Raw genomic sequence first — 18574 nt, forward strand, 5'->3', positions numbered from 1 at the left:
CGCCAAAACGTCAATAAAACCGGGATACACACATTTATGGCGACCATGGCGCCCATCTGGTTGGCCAACACGCATACGGTGAGGATGGGGTCGAACCACTTACAATAAAAACCCGGCAGCACTTCAGGGGTTTCAGGTGACGACTTGCTTTTTGTTCACTGCGCCTGACGTTCCCGCCCGGCCAGTCGGAGACAGCGAATGGACATGGTATTTTTGGCCCACATCCGCGAACAATTCCGCCTGTCTCCGGGCAGTTATGCGCTGCACGGTAGGGTATTGCGCCGCAAAGCCCCGAGAATGGCAGGCCTCGCATGGCTGAAGAGCTGAAGGAACTTGGCTTTGAAGTTGGACATCCGTTGCCCGGCAGGCGATTGCAACGCACTCTGCCGAGAAGGGCCGCATTGGCCGTTTGATGCGATAGAACTGCATTACGGTAAAGAGGAACAGGACCTTCAAAGTGAAGAGGGTTCAGGATTTGATCCAGTGGATCGAATTCCCTGACGAAAGACCGACAGCACTCACAGATTCAACATCGCGCCGAACCCGTTGAACCGGAACTTCCTCGCTGGCCGCCCGAACCAGAAATGCCCTCTCATCGTTTGCTTTCCAAACGACTGCCGGTAACGGTCAGCAACCGGATGAAACGCGATCTTGCAGTCCGAACATTGAAGATGGCCGTCGCGCTCAGGCAACCGCCCAAGGGCTACATCTATCACACAGATAGTCATATGATGGTCACCAGTTCTCGGGTGGTTTGACTCGAACACCGATCGACCATTCGTTGGGTTGGCGCCCCGTGGCCTTCGAAAAAAGGCCGCCTAAATGAGCAATCTGCGCGGCATCAATCCGTAACAGGTTCAAAAGTGAGACGGCCGGTTAACGACCGAAGGTGATCAGTTTGCTCTTGCCGTTGAACCTAAGTGACATCTGCCAAATTTTTTGTGCCACCGAGGCGAACGAGCAAATACATACCGCTACCATCAAATAGTTTTCGCCTCGTTTCCCCGGGGTTAGCTGTTTTGCACGTGAGATTTGTAAGCGTCATATCCCGATTCCCCCTACAAAACATGTGTAGGGCGTTTTCTGAGATGCACCCCACAAAAACGCCCTACTGGTCTGGGATCGTGTGGGGTTTCTTGGGATGAGCAGTCCCACAGAAGATTGATTGTATTCAATCTTTTTCTTCTGTGGGACCTATGGGGATGTTATTTGGTCGGGCTAGCAGGACTCGAACCTGCGACCTTCCGTCCCCCAGACGGACGCGCTACCAGGCTGCGCCATAGCCCGACGATGGGCTGTTCATAGCGATTTTGGGGGTAGGAGCAAGTCAAAAATCGCAAACTACTTCAGGCATTTTCGGTCTGAGCGATCCGGTCCCGCAGCGCCTGCAGCTTTTGCAAAAGTTCACGTGTCGCAGGCCGGTTTTCGCGGGCGATGCCCGATGTGCGCGACAGGTCGTAGAGAATGGGTGTTTTGGATTCCATAACGGTGGCTGCTGGCTCTTTTGGGGTGTCGTTGTCCACATCACTTGCTGCGGTCTCGACGGTTTCACTGTCTGCGGCTTCACTGGCGGCGGCGGTCTCTTTCTGAGATGTCTCGTCGCCAGGCTCTTCTTGCGTTTCTTGTGTCTGGGCAACTTCCGGAACCGGTGCTGCGTCCATGTCTGTGGCTGGGTCCGAAGACGCACTATCAACCGACGTCTCGGTTGGTGCGTCCTCTGTCGTTGCGCGCTGCACAAATGCAGGCATTTCATCCTGAGAAGGGATCACGTCGTCGTCTTCCGCGTCGCCAAAAGGCGCATCACTTTCATCAGGTTCGTCCGCAATGTCCTGCGTGTCACTCTGGCCTGCAAGAACCAAATCTCCAACCATGTCTGACAGGTCTTCGTCCAACAGATCATCATCAATTGATAGCGCAGGCGCTGGCGGTGTCGTGCTGGCAAATTCAAGAACGGCGGCAGTCTCGACCTCTTTTTCAAGATCATCGGCTTGCACCGGTGTCGTTTGCAAGTCGTCGTTCAGATCATCGTCAAGCGATTGAGACAGACCCGAAACATGTTTCACGCCTTTTTCACGCAACAGTTTCTGAGCACCCTTGATGGTCATGCCATCATCATGCAGCAATTTCTTGATACCGCCCAACAGCAGCATATCGGCAGGGCGATAGTATCGCCGACCACCCGCACGTTTCACAGGTTTTACTTGCGAAAATTTGCTTTCCCAAAAGCGCAATACATGCGCCTGAGTGTCGAGCCATTCGGCGACTTCGCTTATCGTGCGAAAGGCGTCCTTGGATTTGCCCATCGCGCCAACCCCGCTTTAACTTTTGTTCCCGGCTGCCACGCGCTCTTTCATGAGATGCGACGGACGGAATGTCAGCACACGACGCGGGCTGATTGGAACTTCTTCACCGGTTTTGGGATTGCGGCCAACACGCGCGGCTTTGTCTCGCACATTGAAAGTCCCGAAAGAAGAAATCTTGACTTGCTCGCCCTGCACAAGGGCGTCGGACATGTGAGCCAGGACACTTTCAACCAGCTGCGCCGAGTCATTTCGCGACAGTCCCACTTCACGAAACACAGCTTCGCTGAGGTCCATCCGGGTCAAAGTCTTTTCGCTCATCAATCAATCCCCTCGTTGTGTGGACCAACTCTAGGGTGAAGGAAAATTGCGAGTCAACAAGAACCGTATGGAAACAGCAGTTTAGAGCGCATTTCTCATGGAATGGCGCCCGAATGGCGTGGTTTTACCAGCGTATTACGACCGATCCCCAAGCCAATCCACCACCGATGGCCTCTGTCACCAGCAAGTCTCTGGTCTTGATCCGACCTTCCTCGACACCCACCGAAAGCGCCAATGGGATCGATGCGGCGGAGGTATTGCCGTGATCCTGAACGGTCACGATCACTCGGTCCATCGGCACGCCCATTTTCTTGGCCGTGCCCTTGATAATCCGAATATTTGCCTGATGCGGTACGATCCAGTCGACCGCGTCGTCCGTCAGACCAATTTTGTTTAGTGACGCATGCGCTGTCGCGGTCAGTTTTTCGACCGCCTGACGGAACAAGGCATTGCCCTGCATACGTAATTTTCCAGATTGACCATTGGTCGAAACACCGCCATCGACAAACAGCATGTCTTTGAAGCGCCCGTCAGAATTCAGGTCAGCCGACAGGATTCCGCGGTCATCACTGTTGCCGTTGCCGACCTCGGCCTGCAATACCAGCGCGCCGGCCCCATCGCCGAAAAGAACACAGGTAGCGCGGTCTTCCCAATCCATGATCCGGCTAAAGGTTTCTGCCCCGACCACCAGCACGGTTTTGCACTGACCCGACAGAATCAGCGCATTGGCGGTGGTCAACGCATAGACAAACCCAGCGCAGACGGCCTGAACATCAAATCCAAACCCGCGCGTCATACCCAATTTGCTTTGCAGCATGGTGGCCACAGAGGGAAAAGTCAGGTCAGGTGTGGATGTGGCAACAACGATTCCATCGATGTCGTCTGCCTGCATGCCCGCATTTTCCAATGCAGCACGCGCGGCTTCATACCCCAAATCTGATGTTGTCTGACCTTCGGCCGCAAACCTGCGCCGCTCAATGCCTGACCGCGAGCGAATCCACTCGTCAGTTGTATCAAGGGTCTTTTCAAACTCAGAGTTAGGGACAATTCGCTCGGGCAGATAATGCCCAACGCCTTTGACCACGGCGCGTACAGTCATGATGGGTTTCCGCTATTGTCCTGTGACGTAGAGGCATCTTGCGGCAGGCTTACGGCTGATGCAACCCGCGCGGCAAGTTTTTCGGAAAACCCGGACTGACCCAATTTGAAGGCCAGCTTGATCGCCGCCGATACTCCGGTGGCATCAGACGCGCCATGGGATTTAACGACCGTGCCGTTCAAACCCAAAAAGACGCCGCCATTGACGCGGCGTGGATCGATACGTTTGTTCAAACGGCGCAACGACGGATAGGCCAGCAAAGCGGCCAGCCGTGACAGGGGGGTGTATTTGAACGCTTCACGCAGCAAATCTCCGACCAGACTGGCTGTGCCTTCGCCGGTTTTCAGCGCCACGTTGCCGGTGAATCCATCCGTTACGATTACGTCGACCGTCTCTCCCGGAAGATCGCGCCCTTCGACAAACCCGACAAAATCGAAATTTGCCGCATCGGCGTTTTCCTGGATCATTTCGTGCGCCAGCTTTAACTCTGGGCGGCCTTTGTGTTCTTCGGTGCCGACGTTCAGCAATCCAATGCGCGGGCGCTTTAATTCCATGCCATTGCGGGCATAAGACGCGCCCATCAGGGCATATTGCAAAAGATCGTTTTCATCGGCGCTGATATCGGCGCCCGCATCCAGCATGATGTTGAACCCCTGCGGATTGCGCGAGGGCCACAGCACGGCAATGGCGGGGCGGGCAACACCGGGAATTTTGCGCAGGCGCACCACAGACAGCATCATCAGCGCGCCGGTGTTTCCGCAAGAGACGACCGCGTCGGCTTCTCCGTTGCGGACAGATTCGATCGCGGACCACATTGAGGTGCTTTTGCCCGTGCGTATCACATCGCGCGGTTTGTCTTCCATCGAGACAACATCCGGGGCGTCGCGAATCTCTATCCGGTCAGCAAGGATTTTCTTGCGAGCGATGAGAGGTGCCAGCTTGGCCCTTGGCCCATGCAGAATGAACCCGATATCCGGGTTTTTCTTGGCCGACAGCGAAATGCCGGCAACAACAGCTGCCGGCCCGCGATCGCCACCCATGGCGTCAACCGAAATGATGGTGCGCCCGGCACCTGCCTTACCAATATTTGTATCAGCGGCCATGCGGGCGCGGTCCGAAGCGCTTATGCCGCGTCTTCGTCCAGATCGACGTCTTCAACCATCGAGACAACTTCACGGTCGTCATAGTGGCCGCACGACGCGCAAACGTGGTGGGGACGCTTCAGTTCGCCACAGTTCGGGCATTCATTCGGGTTTGCTGCAACCAGTGCATCATGTGCGCGGCGGTTGTTGCGACGCGATTTCGAAACTTTATTCTGCTGGACAGCCATGTCGCAACCTTCGATTATCTGGGGGCATCGAGCCCGATTTCCTGAGTGTTCCGAGGCATTACGCGGTCTGCGCGCCCAAGTCCAACTCTAAATTCCAATGAGCGCGCGAAAATACTGTGAATCTCGCAATGCGCAAGAGCTATTTTTCGCCGTCTTTGGCAAGCTTGTTGCGCAGGTCTGCCAAGCCGGCAAAAGGGCGCGCATCTTCGTCTTTCATAGGGGTTTGGCCGGGTTCGGTAAAGACCGCGTTGGCCAGTTTCGCATCCTCAGCCCGTGGATAAAGTGGCAGGTTCAGCGCCAGCGACTCTGACATGATCTGATCCACATCGATCGAGGTGCCCAGCAGATCAGCATTTTCATCATCTGGCATTTCGACTTCTTCATCGTCATTTTCAGAGTCCGACATTTCCTGCTGTGACAAAAAGAGCCGCCGTACAGTCACGTCAATCCGTGTCGTGACCGGCTCAAGAGTGACAACGCAGGGCTGAACAATCGTCGCACCCAATTTGGCAGAAAGCTCCCAATCAGATTTTCCAACCGCGCAAAGTTCCCCCACAAAGCTCAGTTTTCTCAAGGCAACAAGGCCCAATTCGGCCACCAGCGCCTTGCAAAACGCGGCATCGGGGCGCAATTCAAAGGGGGTCGGGCGGTTCTGTGGCAGGTCCGCAATCCGAAATTTTACCGTGTCTGAAGCAGAATCATTCATCAAAGAGGGGCTTCCATTACTTGAACCAAAGGCATTCCTTCTGTAATCGAGATAAAAGGCGCCACAAGCCAAGGCAAGAGGGCAGTTATGACCGCTGGAACAAAACGCATGAAGACGGCGATGCTGGGAGCATGTTTGCTGTTGGTAATGGCCTGCACGACGCAATACCGAAACCATGGATATGTCCCGCTGCCGGAAGATCTCGAAAAGATCAAAATCGGCGCGGACAATCGCAATAGTGTGGCCGAAGCCGTAGGCACACCATCGGCGTCGGGAGTTTTGGATGACAGCGGGTATTACTATGTGCGCACACGGGTCAAACATTACGGAGCCCGTAAACCTCAGGTGGTGGAACGTCGCCTTGTTGCCATCACCTTTGATTCGCGCGGCACGGTCCGCAATGTGGCCGAGTATTCGTTGGAGGACGGCAAAGCTGTGCCTCTTACGCGCCGGGTCACGGACAATGGCATCGAAAACCAAAATCTTCTGAAACAACTGACCAAAAATATCGGTGGCTTCACACCCGCGTTTTAAATAATTGGAAATTTGTCATTAGAGTGTCGCCGAAACTGTCCTATATAGGGCAGGTAATAGCGGAGCCACTTATGAGATGAGTGCACTGTCCAAAGGGCGCTACGCGGTGCGTGTGGCCGAAAACGCAAAGGATTTGAGCGCGGCTCAGCAATTGCGACAACTTGCTTTTCGCGGTGAAGCAGCTGGGGTGCTGGATCAGGATGCGTTTGATCCGTTGTGCACGCATTTTCTGGTCGAAGAGCGCGAGACCCGTGCGCTGGTCTGTTGTTTTCGTATCCTGACCCTGACCGGGGGAAACGAGATCGATCGCTGCTATTCGGCCCAGTTTTACGAGTTAAGCGCCCTCAGATCGTTTGAGGGGCCTATGGTCGAGATGGGCCGCTTTTGTATGCACCCGGACGTGCATGATCCTGATATCCTGCGTGCTGCTTGGGCCGCAATGACCGCTTATGTGGATGAAAACAAAGTGGAAATGCTGTTTGGCTGTTCGTCATTTTCGGGCACGGATGCGGCAGAATACGTTGATGCCTTTGCAATGCTGCGTGACCGCCATCTGGCGCCCAAACGCTGGTTGCCCAAAGTAAAAGCCCCAAATGTGTTTCGATATGCGGCGCGGCTTCGGCGCAAACCTGATCTCAAACGTGCCCAGATGCGGATGCCACCGCTTTTGCGGACTTATTTGTTGATGGGCGGCTGGGTCAGCGATCACGCCGTGGTGGATCGCAAGATGAACACGTTGCATGTCTTCACGGGCCTTGAGATCCGCGCAATTCCCCCAGCCCGCAAGCGGTTGCTTCGCGCGATTGCGGTTTGATTTTTTGAGTATTTTTGAAAAGGTGAAGCCGACCGGTTGACCCTATGCGGGCAGGGCGGTAGCCCCATGCCATGGCACGTATACCTTTATTACAGATGAGCGGCATTTCCCTGACTTTTGGGGGCGATCCGGTATTTGATGGTCTGGACCTTGTGGTGCAACCGGGCGATCGCGTCGCGCTTGTCGGGCGCAACGGGTCGGGGAAATCGACTTTGATGAAGGTTATGGCTGGGTTGGTGGAAGCCGACCGTGGTGATCTTGTGGTGCCGCCGGGCGTGTCTGTTGGCTATATGGAGCAGGACCCGGATATGTCAGGGTTCGCGACCTTGGGCGAATTTGCCTCGGCGGGCTTGCAGCCGGGTGAGATGTATAAGGTTGAGCGCGCTGGAGAAGGGCTGAAATTTGATCCAAACCGGTCTGTCGACACGGCCTCTGGCGGTGAAAAGCGGCGCGCGGCACTGGCCCGCCTGATGGCCGAAGCACCGGAATTGATGCTGCTGGACGAGCCGACCAACCACTTGGATATCGAGGCCATCGGCTGGCTTGAGGCCGAGCTGGCCACCACCCGTGCGGCCTTTGTTTTGATCAGCCACGACCGCGCATTTTTACGTGCACTTACGCGCGCAACCCTTTGGATTGACAGAGGAATGGTGCGTCGGCAGGAAAAGGGTTTTGAGGCCTTTGAAGAATGGCGTGACAAGGTCTGGGACGACGAAGACATGCAGCGCCACAAGCTTAATCGCAAGATCAAAGCCGAGGCCCGCTGGGCTGTCGAAGGCATCAGTGCCCGGCGCAAACGCAATCAGGGGCGTGTGCGCGCCCTGAAGGATTTGCGCGCTGAACGGTCTTCGCAGATCAAACGTCAGGGCGCAGCCGCCTTTGAGCTGGCCGCAGGACCAAAGTCGGGCAAAAAGGTTATCGATGCCAAAGGGTTGGGTAAGTCCTTTGACGAGAACAGAATCGTGCGTGATTTCTCTCTGACGATACAACGCGGCGATCGCGTGGCCTTTGTCGGCCCCAATGGCGTGGGTAAAACCACGGTCATCAAAATGCTGATGGGGCAGGAAGCGCCCGATGAGGGCACGGTGAGCCTTGGCACCAATCTGGTGCCCGCCATCTTTGACCAAAGCCGATCTCAGCTGGACCCCGATATGACCCTTTGGGACAGCCTGACAGGGGACCCGGATATGCGCGTGTCGGGCAAGGCTGATCAGGTCATGGTGCGCGGCAATCCCAAACATGTTGTCGGCTACCTCAAAGAGTTCCTGTTTGATGAGCGACAAGCCCGCGCGCCTGTACGATCTTTGTCAGGCGGGGAAAAGGCGCGGTTGTTGCTGGCCAAACTGATGGCGCGGGAAAGCAATATTCTGGTGCTGGACGAGCCGACCAACGATCTGGACGTCGAAACGCTCGACCTGTTGCAGGAAATTCTCGACGACTATGATGGCACCGTTCTTCTGGTCAGCCACGACCGGGATTTTCTGGATCGCGTGGCGACAACGACGGTTGCCATGGAAGGCAATGGACGGGCCACGGCCTATGCTGGCGGTTGGAGTGACTACCGGGCGCAACGCGGCGTCGACTCAGTCAAAACCGTCGAAAAAACAAAGACTAAAGGCGAAAAGCTTAAGCAGGAAAAATCCGCCACTGAAGGTCTGAGCTTTACCGAAAAGCACCGGCTGGAGGAATTGCCCGCTGTTATGGACCGCCTGAGCGCTGAGATTGCCAAACTCGAAGAGTTCCTGATGGATCCCGATCTGTTCAGCGAGCAACCGATCAAGTTCCAAAAGGCCACGGACGCCTTGGTTGAACGTCATACTGCCCTGTCGGATGCCGAAGAAGAATGGCTGATGCTTGAGGAAAAAGCCGAAAGCGCCTAGGCGTGGCGCAACCTCACCTGAGGCTGAAACCCGTTTCTCAGGGCGTTCAGGCTGGGTGTGGGGGTCAAAACCGTGACCTCTCCAACTGGCAAAGCTGTGGCAGGCTGGTAACCTTGCGGCAGAAATGGGTGGGCCGCCTGTTGCCAGATAAGATTAGGAACACCTGCGCCCGTCAGGAAAAATGTCCCTTCTGGCAGATCAGACATATCCGCTTGGTGACGTCGTTGGCCAAACACTCGCGGGACCGCTCGGGCCGCATGCAGCGCCTTGTCAAATTCAGTGACTTTCCCAACATGACCAACAGCTTGCAGGTAATCTCTAAAGTCAGGCCGGCGGCATTCGGCACATGGCCGGTGGCCCGCAGCCAGCGCGACGGCCTCATCGTGAAAGAACAACTCGGTATAGGCGCCGGGGGTCATCAACGGTCGTTTGCGGTTTTTGAAGTCTGTGACGCAGCACACCCAAGCCTTGTGTCGCCAGCGGGCGTGACCGAGCTGCCCGCTGTCGTCATGCAAAATACCACGATTGCCCATAAGCAGACCCCGCGCTGGATGCGCGAGGATCTCTCCGGTGGGCTGAACGCGGTTTTGGCGGGGCATCACTGCATCCGCAGGGCACCATCAAGACGAATCACTTCGCCGTTCAGATAGCCACATTCCACGATGAATTCCGCCAGACGCGCATATTCGCTGGGATCGCCCAGACGTTTGGGGCAGGTGACATCTTGGGCCAACTGATCCTGAACGTCCTGGGGCAGCCCCATCAGCATGGGTGTGAGGAAAATTCCCGGCGCAATCGCCATCACCCGAATGCCAGAGCGTGCCAGATCGCGGGCCATCGGCAAAGAAAGTCCGACAATACCACCTTTGGAGGCCGCATATGCTGCCTGTCCGCGCTGGCCGTCCATGGCGGCGACCGAGGCTGTGTTGATGATCACACCGCGCGCGCCGTCGTCTTCGGGGTCGTTTTGCGCGATGACTTCGGCGGCCAGCCTTGAGACGTTAAAGCTGCCGACCAGATTGATATCGATGGTCTGTTGAAATGTGTGCAGCGGGTGGGGGCCGTTTTTTCCAAGAGTGGTTGCGGCCGGTGCGATGCCTGCACAGTTCACGGCGGCGGTGATGCTGCCCATGGCTTCGCGCGCGGCGTTGATGCTGGCCTGAACCGAAGCTTCATCTGTGACGTTGGTCTTGTGAAAGGTGCCACCGAGTTCTGCGGCAAGCGCAGTACCCGCTTCTTCGTTGAGATCAAACAGGGCAACTTTGGCGCCACTCGCGGCAAATTGGCGGGCAGTGGCGGCGCCAAGGCCGGACGCACCACCGGTGATAACGGCACGGGTGTCGGAAATTTTCATGGGGCTCTCCTCAGGCGGCACGAAATGAACATGTGTTCAGATAACCGAGACAAGGTTGCCCTGTCCAGTGCGACGCGGCGGCGTAAAGGGTATTTTACGGCTCGAATGGCTGGAAAACGTTTTGTACAAACCGGGCATCTGGCCAAAAATGTTTGTACAAAACGGACAAAACCCGCGCATTTCGCGCGGGCTTTATCACTTAATAACGATCCTTAAGGCAGGATTAATCAGCCGTCCAACTGCACCAACGCATGGCGTTTCTTGCCTGCACTTAACTTAATTGGCGAAGCCAAATCTGCGGCGTCAATCATCAATCCCGCATTGGTCAATGCCACGTCATTCAGCTTGGCGCCGTTTTCTGCGATCAACCGTTTGGCGTCCTTGCCCGATTTGGCCAGGCCCGACTTCACAACAAGCTGCACGATGGACACAGGTAAATCTGCGGAAGTCACTGTAAGTGTTGGTAAATCGTCGCCAACACCCCCTTTTTCGAACACTTCACGCGCGGTCGCTTCTGCGGCTTTGGCTGCCTCAACCCCGTGACACAGCGTGGTCACTTCGTTGGCCAGAATGATTTTGGCATCGTTGATTTCCTGGCCCTCAAGAGCGCCCAAACGGTTGCATTCATCAACCGGTAACTCACTGTAAAGTTTCAAGAAACGCCCAACGTCAGCATCGGTAGTGTTGCGCCAGAACTGCCAGAATTCGTAAGGGCTGCGCATGTCGGCATTCAGCCAAACCGCCCCATCCGCCGACTTACCCATCTTCTTGCCATCCGATGTGGTGAGCAACGGGGACGTCAGGCCAAAAATCTGGTTGTCGATCACCCGGCGGGTCAGGTCGATACCGTTGACGATATTGCCCCATTGGTCTGATCCGCCGAACTGAACCAAACAGCCATATCTGCGATTTAATTCAAGAAAATCATAAGCTTGCAGGATCATGTAGTTGAATTCGAGGAACGACAGGGATTGTTCACGATCCAGCCGCGATTTCACTGATTCAAAACTCAGCATCCGGTTGACCGAGAAATGGCGGCCAATGTCACGCAGGAACTCAAGGTAGTTCAGATCGTCCAGCCACTCGGCGTTGTTCAGCATCAATGCGCCGTTATCGCTGTCGTCATAAGAGATGTACTTTGAGAATACCTGTTTGATTCCATTGATGTTTTCATCAATCATGTCAGCGGTGAGCAGGGGGCGTTCATCGGCGCGGAACGACGGATCGCCCACTTTGGTGGTGCCGCCACCCATCAGCGTGATTGGCTTGTGGCCGGTTTTTTGCAGCCAACGCAGCATCATGATCTGAATAAGAGACCCAACATGCAGCGACTTGGCCGTTGCATCAAAGCCGATATAACCCGGTACCACACCCTTGGTCAGCGCCTCATCAAGGCCTTGATAATCGGTGCAATCTGCCAGAAAGCCGCGTTCGATCATCACCGACATGAAGTCGGATTTGGGGTGGTAGGTCATGGTATTCGTCCCGTAATGTAATTGTAGCTGTGTATAGGCGGCGTTTGGGCAAAGGAAAAGGCCATGTTGAAGGCCAAAACAGGCAAAACGCAATGGCGCGCTTTGGGGGCCATGTCGGGGACTTCGCTGGACGGAGTCGATGCGGCTGTGATTGAGACCGACGGGACACAAATTTTTGAATTTGGCGAAAGTGCGTACCGCGAGTACTCCTCTGACGAACGCGCAGTGTTGACCAAAGCCCTTGGGCAATGGGGTGGAGAGAATGCACTGGCGGCAGCCCAAGTGGTTGAAAACGCTCATGTTGACGTCTTGCAGGGGTTCGACGAGATCGATCTGGTTGGGTTTCACGGCCAAACTCTGGCCCATGAACCACGTGGACGCGGGACATGCCAAGTGGGCGATGGACGGGTTCTGGCCGAGGCGCTGCAAAGCCCGGTGGTCTGGGATTTTCGCACTGCTGATGTGAAGCTCGGCGGAGAAGGAGCGCCTTTGGCTCCTTTTTTTCATTTTGCCTGTGCCAAATGGATCGGCTTAAAAGACCCGGTTTGTTTTCTGAACCTTGGGGGCGTTGGCAACATCACATGGATTGATCCATCAAAATCTGCACCAGAAGAGGCCGGGGCTTTGCTGGCATTTGACACTGGTCCAGCCAATGCGCCGGTCAATGACCTGATGCGCGAACGTTTGGGGTTGACCTATGATAAAAGTGGGGCCGTTGCGATGGACGGCACAGTGGAAACCGGAGCATTGGAGTTGTTTCTGGCAGAGCCCTATTTTTCAAGAATCCCCCCGAAGTCGCTGGATCGAAATGATTTTTCTGAAATGATTAATCTTGTCCGTGAGTTGTCAAATGCAGATGCCGCCGCCACATTGACGGCAATGTGTGCCGCAGGTGTGGCTGCGGGTATGCAACATTTACCCAGCGCGCCAACCCAGGTTTTCGTTACCGGAGGCGGGCGAAAAAATCCGGTGCTGATGGAAATGCTGCGGGTCAGTCTTGAGTGCCCCGTCGTGACCGTAGAGGGCGTCGGGCTGGATGGGGATATGCTGGAAGCGCAGGCCTTTGCCTATTTGGCGGTGCGTGTGGCCCGTGGGTTACCAACATCGGGGCCGATGACAACCGGTGTACGGGCTCTTGTGGGTGGTGGGGTTGTGACTTCGCCGGGTTGAGGGGCGTTGCTCGGCGGTGATGTGGCAAAGCAAGAATTGAGGGTGATCTGGAATGAAGGCATTCGCCTCTTGGTTCGCCAATGTCAGAGTTCAGTAGTCAAACCTGTTGAATTGGGCTTCGATTTTCACAAAGCGTGGCCAATCTTACCCTTCCAGACGGTCAACTGCGGAAAAACAGCCACCATTTCAGTGGGTGGAGTTTCCGTAATATCTTCTTTTAGGACGATGAAATCGGCCCATTTTCCAGCTTTCAATGCCCCTGTCCCATGGTCCATTCCTAAAGAACGCGCACCATTGACGGTGAAAATCGGCGGAGCCGACGACATCGAGATAGCCTAATCAGGAGCCGAAACGCCGGGGTAGTCGTTGCGGGGGATCGAGTGGCGGGGCCGTGCTGACCTTCAGCCACTTGAGAGGCAAACTCCATAAGATCACGTGCTAGAAGCGAAGTAACCTCAAAGTCGGTCACCTCAAAACGTTTGATCGCCCTAAGAACTTGGGTTTTGGTTTTCCCCATGTCTTTACGGTTCCTTTCAACTACCTTGTCGATTAGCTCGCCAGCTGTTGTCCGTTCACGATCACTAATTAGGGTTCCTTTGTCGTATTCGGCTTCGATGCGCTTGATCCAAGCATTGGTTGTTGTCTTTCTGGAGAAGTTGGCCGAGTTCCTGTAGACCACTTTACATCTTGTTTCTTAATGATTTGTGCTCGGTACTTGATGCCCGATTTTGTCTTGCGTTCAACGATAGTGCCCATTATTTCTCACTTCTTATTTTTGGCATACCGCAGATATAGGAGGGCGGTATGCCAAGCTCCAAGCGGGTATGCCAAACGGTATGCCAAAAACTCAAAACGTTTAGAAATCCAGCAAAATAAGGCCAAATATGATGGTCTCAAAGCTCAACCAAAGTTGGCGAAATGACAGATAAGCCCTTAATAACAAAGGCCGCGAGGCTGTCCGTCGCCCCGATGATGGATTGGACAGATCGCCATTGTCGGTATCTGCACCGGTTGTTGTCACGCGAGGCCCTGCTTTATACGGAAATGGTCACGGCTCCGGCATTGGTGCGGGGTGGCGCCTTGCATCTGTTGGACTTCAATGTCGAAGAACACCCCGTCGCTTTGCAACTTGGCGGCTCGGATCCCAAAGAACTGGCCGAGGCCACGCGGCTGGGTGGCGCGCATGGCTATGATGAGATCAACCTCAACGTCGGCTGCCCGTCGGATCGTGTGCAATCAGGCACCTTTGGTGCGGTTCTGATGAAAACGCCGGATTTGGTCGCCGAATGTGTGTCAGCCATGAACGAAGCGACTCCGGTTGAGATCACGGTCAAGTGTCGCATCGGGGTGGACGATCAGGAACCGCGCGATGTGCTGCCTGATTTCCTTGAAAAAGTCAGCGCTGCAGGCGTGCGCCGGTTCACGATCCATGCCCGCAAGGCGTGGCTGCAAGGCCTCAGCCCCAAGGAAAACCGCGATATCCCTCCGTTGGATTACCCTTTGGTACACGAGATGAAGGCGGCCTTTCCTGACCTGCATCTTTCGGTCAATGGCGGAGTCACGTCATTGCAGCAGGCCGAAGAGTTTTTGGCCGCGGGTCTGGACGGTGTGATGATCGGGCGCTCGACCTATCACAACCCGGCCGACATTCTGCTGGGGGTCGACACGCAAGTATTCGGCAAGGGCCACAGAACAACCGCAGAGCAAACTGTGCTCGACATGTTGCCCTATATTGAAAACCACCTTGCCGAGGGTGGGCGTCTGCACCAGATTACCCGCCACATGCTGGGGCTGTTTACAGGGCGTCCCGGCGCCCGGATGTGGCGTCGGGTTTTGTCCGAAGGTGCAACCCGCGACGGTGCAGGCCCCGACCTCGTGTTGCAGGCGCTGGGACATGTCAGTGATATCGCGGCCTGAGAGCCGCCCAAAAAGAAAGAGGCGACATGCCTGAAATGAACGTGCTGTTGCCGCTGGTGGCGATGCTGATGGGGATTGGCGCCTTTGCCGGTGTGCTGGCCGGCCTGTTGGGTGTCGGCGGTGGAATTGTTTTGGTGCCTGCTTTTTTCTATGCTTTTCAATCTCTTGGATACGATGGAGATCAGGTAATGCAGGTCTGCCTGGCCACGTCCTTGGCCACGATCATTGTCACTTCTGTGCGCTCGGTTCTCAGCCACAATAAAAAAGGCGCGGTAGACTGGAGCATTTTGCGCACCTGGGCCCCGGGTATTGCGGTTGGGGCCATTTTGGGCGTGCTGGTCGCCTCATCTTTGCGCTCGGTCACGCTGCAGGCGATCTTTGGCTGCCTTGGCATTGTGATTGGTCTTTATTTGGGCTTGGGCAAATCCGAATGGCGTCTGGCACAGGAAATGCCCAAAGGCCCCAAACGTGCCGCTCTGAGTTCTTTGATGGGCTTCATGTCGGTTCTGATGGGCATTGGTGGTGGTAGCTTTGGGGTGCCTGTGATGGCCCTGCACAACACGCCCATTCACCGCGCAGTTGCCACGGCCGCAGGCTTTGGTGTGTTGATCGCGGTGCCCTCGGTGGCTGGCTTTTTGTTGCTCGACATCGCCGATGCCTCACGCCCGCCATACACAATTGGCGCGGTGAACATCCCGGCCTTATTACTGATCATTGCTATGACGCTTTTGACGGCGCCCATTGGCGTGAAAATTGCCCATGCCATGGACCCAAAACCGCTGAAACGCGTCTTCGCCGTGTTCCTGACGCTGGTCGCGCTCAACATGCTGCGCAAGGCCTTTGGATGGTAGGCTATCTGGCCCAAAAAGGGTGGCAGCGGATCGAATTTGATCCCGCTCTCCTCGGCTGGGCCACGGCGGCCAATGATCTGGCAAGTCACGCCATGCAAGACCCTGCACTGGCCCATTGGTGGGTTTGCGAGGATACGTGGTTCGTCGGTGTGGATGCACTGGAAAACGACGCACAGGGCAGATTGCCGGATGGCACCAGCCTGCCATCGTCCCTAATGCAAAACCTTGCCAATCGCTTTGACAGACTGCCGTTTCACAAAGCGCAATTATCAGTGATCCGGCCCGGATATCCCAAGCCGCGTGACAACGAAAGCGTCGCGGCCTTTCGCTATCGTCTCAAACGCAATGCCGCACATGTTGACGGGCTCAAAGCCGAAGGACCGGACCGGCAGCGTATGGTCAAAGAACCGCACGCCTATATCTTGGGGATACCGTTGAACCATGCGTCAGATCAGGCCGCGCCGCTTGTGATCTGGGAGGGCAGCGTGGGCATCATGCGCACCGCCCTTAAAACCGCATTGGCACCATATCCGGCAGAAGACTGGAGCAACGTCGATGTCACAGCCGTCTATCAGGCCGCTCGCCGCGAAGTGTTTGAGACTTGTGAACGCGTCACCGTGCATGCCCAACCCGGCGAAGCTTACCTCATGCACCGCTTGGCAGTGCACGGTATGGCGTCATGGCAGGGGGATGACACAGGCGACCGGCGGATCGCCTATTTTCGCCCCGATTTACCCTCTGTAAGTGACTGGCTGGAACGCCCCTAGCGGGCCACGCGTGATGCGCGACCACCCCGGCGTTTGCGCAGACGTGGTGCGCGCGCGGGCAGTTCTTGGATGATTGTGTGACGTTCGTCGTTGTCCATCTTGGACCAGCGAGTGATCTCGTCAATGCTGCGCAAACAGCCCGTGCACAGACGCTCTTCGGGGTGGATCACACAGACCTGAATACACGGGCTGTCCACCTCGTTGCGTTTCCACACGCTGTCTTTCTCGGCTTTACTGCTCACGTCGCGCTCCTCAGGTGGCCCAAACGATCAAGGACTCCCTGAAGGATATAAGACGCCGCCACGTGATCGATAACCTCAGTGCGACGCTTGCGAGTCGTATCCGCCTCTAAAAGCGCTCTTTCAGCGGCCACAGTCGACAGGCGCTCGTCCCAATACGAGATGGGCAGGGGCGTCAGTTTGGCAATATTGCGGGCAAAAGCGCGGGTAGATTGGCACCGCGGGCCTTCGCTGCCATCCATATTGCGCGGCAACCCAAGTATAATGGCCCCGACGCTGCGGTGCTCAATGATCTCCAGCAAACGCGCGGCATCGACGCCAAACTTTTTGCGCTTCACCGTTTCCAGTGGCGTTGCCACAGATTGAAAACTGTCCGAGACCGCCACGCCAATGGTTTTGGTGCCCAAATCCAACCCCATGATCGCCTGCGTTTTGGGCAGCTTCTCAATCAGCTCTTCGATGGTCTCGAAGGGGTGGTTCATTCGATGATCCCGGCCTGGCGCGCACCTTGCTCCACGATGGCCAAGGCCTCAGGCGCTTCGGCAAAAACCGACTGAGCCTCAGCCCAGATAGCTTTGGCGCGGTCGGTCTCTTCCAACACGCCATAAGCACCAATCAGACGGGCCCATTCTGCTGGCGTGCCGCCTTCGGTGGCCAGCCGTTCAGACAGGTTCGACACCATGCCGCGGATCATTTCCTGCCGGTCTTCGGCGCTCATGTCTCCGGCCGCCTGCATGTCAGCCTGTGATGGGCCCGGCGTTGCAGAATTTTCTTCTGGCAGGCGGAATTTTTCACCCGCCATCCAAGCCAGATCTTCGATGCGCGCGCGGATGGGCATCATCCACGGCGCTTCGGGTGCACTTTCATAATAGAGTTTTTCCCACAAGCGGAATGCCAAATCCGGGCGTCCGCTCTGGATCAGCATTTCCCCCCAGTAATACCGCGCAACCGGGTGACGGGGTTGCAATTCCATCGCCGCACTCAGAGCATTTTCCGCCTCAGGTGACACATAACCTTGGGCAACCGAAATCATCAATTCCGCCAGCATCAGGTAATCCTCGGGTAGAACGTCGTCCCCCTTAAGGCGGATCACCCCTTGTTGGGCCTCATAGGCCTGCTTGTCGTTGCCAAGGTTCATCTCAGTGCGCGCCAACAACTGGTGCCCCTTGAGATCCTCCGGCGCGTTGGCAACCGTGTCGCGCAGCTTGGTCACCAGATTGGCAAGATCGCCCTCTGGCGTGTTGGGTGCAGTATCGGGCAGGCGGGATTCTATTTCTGCCTGACCTGGACGGGTGTCATGCAGTTTGCGTGCATCCTGAATACGCACGTCGAGCGGCATGTCGCGATATCCCGGCGCGCCAAGCTTCCAATAGGTGCCCATGGCGCCGCCCAACAGTACAACGGCCATCACGACCGCCATGATCACACCACCCGAGCGTGGCTGACCACCACTTTGGCCGCCATCCTGTGCTTGGGCGTCTGCTGCCAGAATACGGCGTGAAATCTCGGCGCGTACGCGATCTGCGTCCTCTTCGGCGACAACGCCGCGCGCCACATCACGTTCGATTTCCTTCAGCTGGTCGCGGTACACCCGCAGATCATATGCGGCGGGTGGCTCTTCATCAGAACGCCCCTTGAGCAATGCAATCGCCAGAAGGCCCGCAATAGCGAGTACGATCAGACTTGCAACAATCCAGAATACCATGATGCCTCCAGCAGTATTTGCCCTCCATCTATAGTGCCGGGGTCTCCGAAAAAAGGGCAAATCGGCGTGATCGCCCCACATGTCGCAACCGACCTGCAAAAGGACGGTTTAA

Annotated in this window: 20 protein-coding genes, 1 tRNA gene and 1 pseudogene; 8 read left to right on the forward strand and 14 right to left on the reverse strand. The window is 56.0% G+C overall.

Annotated features, from left to right (window positions below):
* Positions 1-168 precede the first annotated feature (168 nt).
* A pseudogene (locus BUC32_RS20900) lies at positions 169-722 on the forward strand (hypothetical protein); the annotation flags it as partial.
* A gap of 488 nt (positions 723-1210) precedes the next feature.
* Here the strand turns inward: BUC32_RS20900 and BUC32_RS03425 are convergent.
* From BUC32_RS03425 to BUC32_RS03455, 7 genes are all read right to left on the reverse strand, one after another.
* Positions 1211-1287: transfer RNA gene (locus BUC32_RS03425), tRNA-Pro, on the reverse strand.
* A gap of 59 nt (positions 1288-1346) precedes the next feature.
* Entirely contained in the window at positions 1347-2303 is a 957-nt protein-coding gene (locus BUC32_RS20905) for a MerR family transcriptional regulator (RefSeq protein WP_073249466.1), read from the reverse strand.
* A gap of 15 nt (positions 2304-2318) precedes the next feature.
* Positions 2319-2621 carry an integration host factor subunit alpha gene (gene ihfA / locus BUC32_RS03435; protein WP_073249468.1) on the reverse strand — a complete coding sequence of 101 codons (303 nt, stop codon included), beginning with the start codon at positions 2619-2621 and terminating at the stop codon, positions 2319-2321.
* A gap of 124 nt (positions 2622-2745) precedes the next feature.
* Complete coding sequence (locus tag BUC32_RS03440; RefSeq protein ID WP_073249470.1) at positions 2746-3720, reverse strand: beta-ketoacyl-ACP synthase III; 975 nt, start codon at positions 3718-3720, stop codon at positions 2746-2748.
* Positions 3717-4823 carry a phosphate acyltransferase PlsX gene (plsX, locus tag BUC32_RS03445; RefSeq protein ID WP_073249472.1) on the reverse strand — a complete coding sequence of 369 codons (1107 nt, stop codon included), beginning with the start codon at positions 4821-4823 and terminating at the stop codon, positions 3717-3719. The genes BUC32_RS03440 and plsX overlap by 4 nt, the downstream gene beginning before the upstream one ends.
* Before the next feature lie 20 nt (positions 4824-4843).
* Complete coding sequence (rpmF, locus tag BUC32_RS03450) at positions 4844-5050, reverse strand: 50S ribosomal protein L32 (protein WP_073249474.1); 207 nt, start codon at positions 5048-5050, stop codon at positions 4844-4846.
* 139 nt (positions 5051-5189) lie between these two features.
* Complete coding sequence (locus BUC32_RS03455) at positions 5190-5756, reverse strand: YceD family protein (RefSeq protein ID WP_073249476.1); 567 nt, start codon at positions 5754-5756, stop codon at positions 5190-5192.
* Between the two features lie 87 nt (positions 5757-5843).
* On the opposite strand from BUC32_RS03455, the gene BUC32_RS03460 reads away from it, so the two are divergent.
* The 3 genes from BUC32_RS03460 (at position 5844) to BUC32_RS03470 (ending at position 8984) form a co-directional block, all read left to right on the forward strand.
* Positions 5844-6290: an outer membrane protein assembly factor BamE gene (locus BUC32_RS03460; protein ID WP_073249478.1), complete on the forward strand. Its 447-nt coding sequence runs from the start codon at positions 5844-5846 to the stop codon at positions 6288-6290.
* A gap of 76 nt (positions 6291-6366) precedes the next feature.
* Positions 6367-7104 carry a GNAT family N-acetyltransferase gene (locus BUC32_RS03465; protein WP_073249481.1) on the forward strand — a complete coding sequence of 246 codons (738 nt, stop codon included), beginning with the start codon at positions 6367-6369 and terminating at the stop codon, positions 7102-7104.
* A gap of 71 nt (positions 7105-7175) precedes the next feature.
* Complete coding sequence (locus tag BUC32_RS03470; RefSeq protein ID WP_073249483.1) at positions 7176-8984, forward strand: ABC-F family ATP-binding cassette domain-containing protein; 1809 nt, start codon at positions 7176-7178, stop codon at positions 8982-8984.
* Here BUC32_RS03470 and BUC32_RS03475 read toward each other — a convergent pair.
* The 3 genes from BUC32_RS03475 to tyrS all read right to left on the reverse strand — a co-directional run bounded on the left by BUC32_RS03475 (position 8981) and on the right by tyrS (position 11813).
* A complete protein-coding gene (locus BUC32_RS03475; RefSeq protein ID WP_073249485.1) occupies positions 8981-9583 on the reverse strand; it encodes a hypothetical protein in 603 nt (200 codons plus the stop codon). The genes BUC32_RS03470 and BUC32_RS03475 overlap by 4 nt on opposite strands.
* Complete coding sequence (locus BUC32_RS03480) at positions 9583-10338, reverse strand: SDR family NAD(P)-dependent oxidoreductase (protein WP_073249487.1); 756 nt, start codon at positions 10336-10338, stop codon at positions 9583-9585. Before BUC32_RS03480 ends, BUC32_RS03475 begins: the two co-directional genes overlap by 1 nt.
* 227 nt (positions 10339-10565) lie before the next feature.
* A complete protein-coding gene (gene tyrS / locus BUC32_RS03485) occupies positions 10566-11813 on the reverse strand; it encodes a tyrosine--tRNA ligase (RefSeq protein WP_073249489.1) in 1248 nt (415 codons plus the stop codon).
* Positions 11814-11876: 63 nt separating this feature from the next.
* On the opposite strand from tyrS, the gene BUC32_RS03490 reads away from it, so the two are divergent.
* Positions 11877-12983 (forward strand): anhydro-N-acetylmuramic acid kinase, encoded by a 1107-nt coding sequence (locus tag BUC32_RS03490; RefSeq protein WP_073249491.1) that lies wholly within the window; start codon positions 11877-11879, stop codon positions 12981-12983.
* Between the two features lie 125 nt (positions 12984-13108).
* On the opposite strand, the gene BUC32_RS20360 is transcribed toward BUC32_RS03490, so the two are convergent.
* The gene (locus tag BUC32_RS20360) at positions 13109-13309 is read right to left on the reverse strand and encodes an amidohydrolase family protein (protein ID WP_073249493.1); all 201 of its coding nucleotides are present in this window, start codon (positions 13307-13309) and stop codon (positions 13109-13111) included.
* 592 nt (positions 13310-13901) lie between these two features.
* On the opposite strand from BUC32_RS20360, the gene dusA reads away from it, so the two are divergent.
* From dusA to BUC32_RS03510, 3 genes are read left to right on the forward strand one after another with little or no spacing between them, the layout of a single operon-like run.
* A complete protein-coding gene (gene dusA / locus BUC32_RS03500; RefSeq protein ID WP_073249495.1) occupies positions 13902-14900 on the forward strand; it encodes a tRNA dihydrouridine(20/20a) synthase DusA in 999 nt (332 codons plus the stop codon).
* A 26-nt stretch (positions 14901-14926) separates the two neighbouring features.
* Positions 14927-15751 carry a sulfite exporter TauE/SafE family protein gene (locus tag BUC32_RS03505; protein ID WP_073249497.1) on the forward strand — a complete coding sequence of 275 codons (825 nt, stop codon included), beginning with the start codon at positions 14927-14929 and terminating at the stop codon, positions 15749-15751.
* Positions 15745-16518 (forward strand): hypothetical protein, encoded by a 774-nt coding sequence (locus BUC32_RS03510; RefSeq protein ID WP_073249499.1) that lies wholly within the window; start codon positions 15745-15747, stop codon positions 16516-16518. Before BUC32_RS03505 ends, BUC32_RS03510 begins: the two co-directional genes overlap by 7 nt.
* Here the strand turns inward: BUC32_RS03510 and BUC32_RS03515 are convergent.
* Genes BUC32_RS03515 through ccmI form a run of 3 tightly spaced genes read right to left on the reverse strand, consistent with a single transcriptional unit; the run spans position 16515 to position 18462 of the window.
* Positions 16515-16760, reverse strand: coding sequence for a DUF1289 domain-containing protein (locus BUC32_RS03515; protein ID WP_073249501.1), 246 nt, complete (start codon positions 16758-16760; stop codon positions 16515-16517). The genes BUC32_RS03510 and BUC32_RS03515 overlap by 4 nt on opposite strands.
* Entirely contained in the window at positions 16757-17239 is a 483-nt protein-coding gene (gene ruvX / locus BUC32_RS03520; RefSeq protein ID WP_073249503.1) for a Holliday junction resolvase RuvX, read from the reverse strand. The genes BUC32_RS03515 and ruvX overlap by 4 nt, the downstream gene beginning before the upstream one ends.
* Complete coding sequence (gene ccmI / locus BUC32_RS03525) at positions 17236-18462, reverse strand: c-type cytochrome biogenesis protein CcmI (protein WP_073249505.1); 1227 nt, start codon at positions 18460-18462, stop codon at positions 17236-17238. The genes ruvX and ccmI overlap by 4 nt, the downstream gene beginning before the upstream one ends.
* Between the last annotated feature and the right edge of the window lie 112 nt (positions 18463-18574).

This window comes from Shimia gijangensis, from assembly GCF_900142085.1.
In the GTDB taxonomy this organism is placed as follows: domain Bacteria; phylum Pseudomonadota; class Alphaproteobacteria; order Rhodobacterales; family Rhodobacteraceae; genus Shimia; species Shimia gijangensis.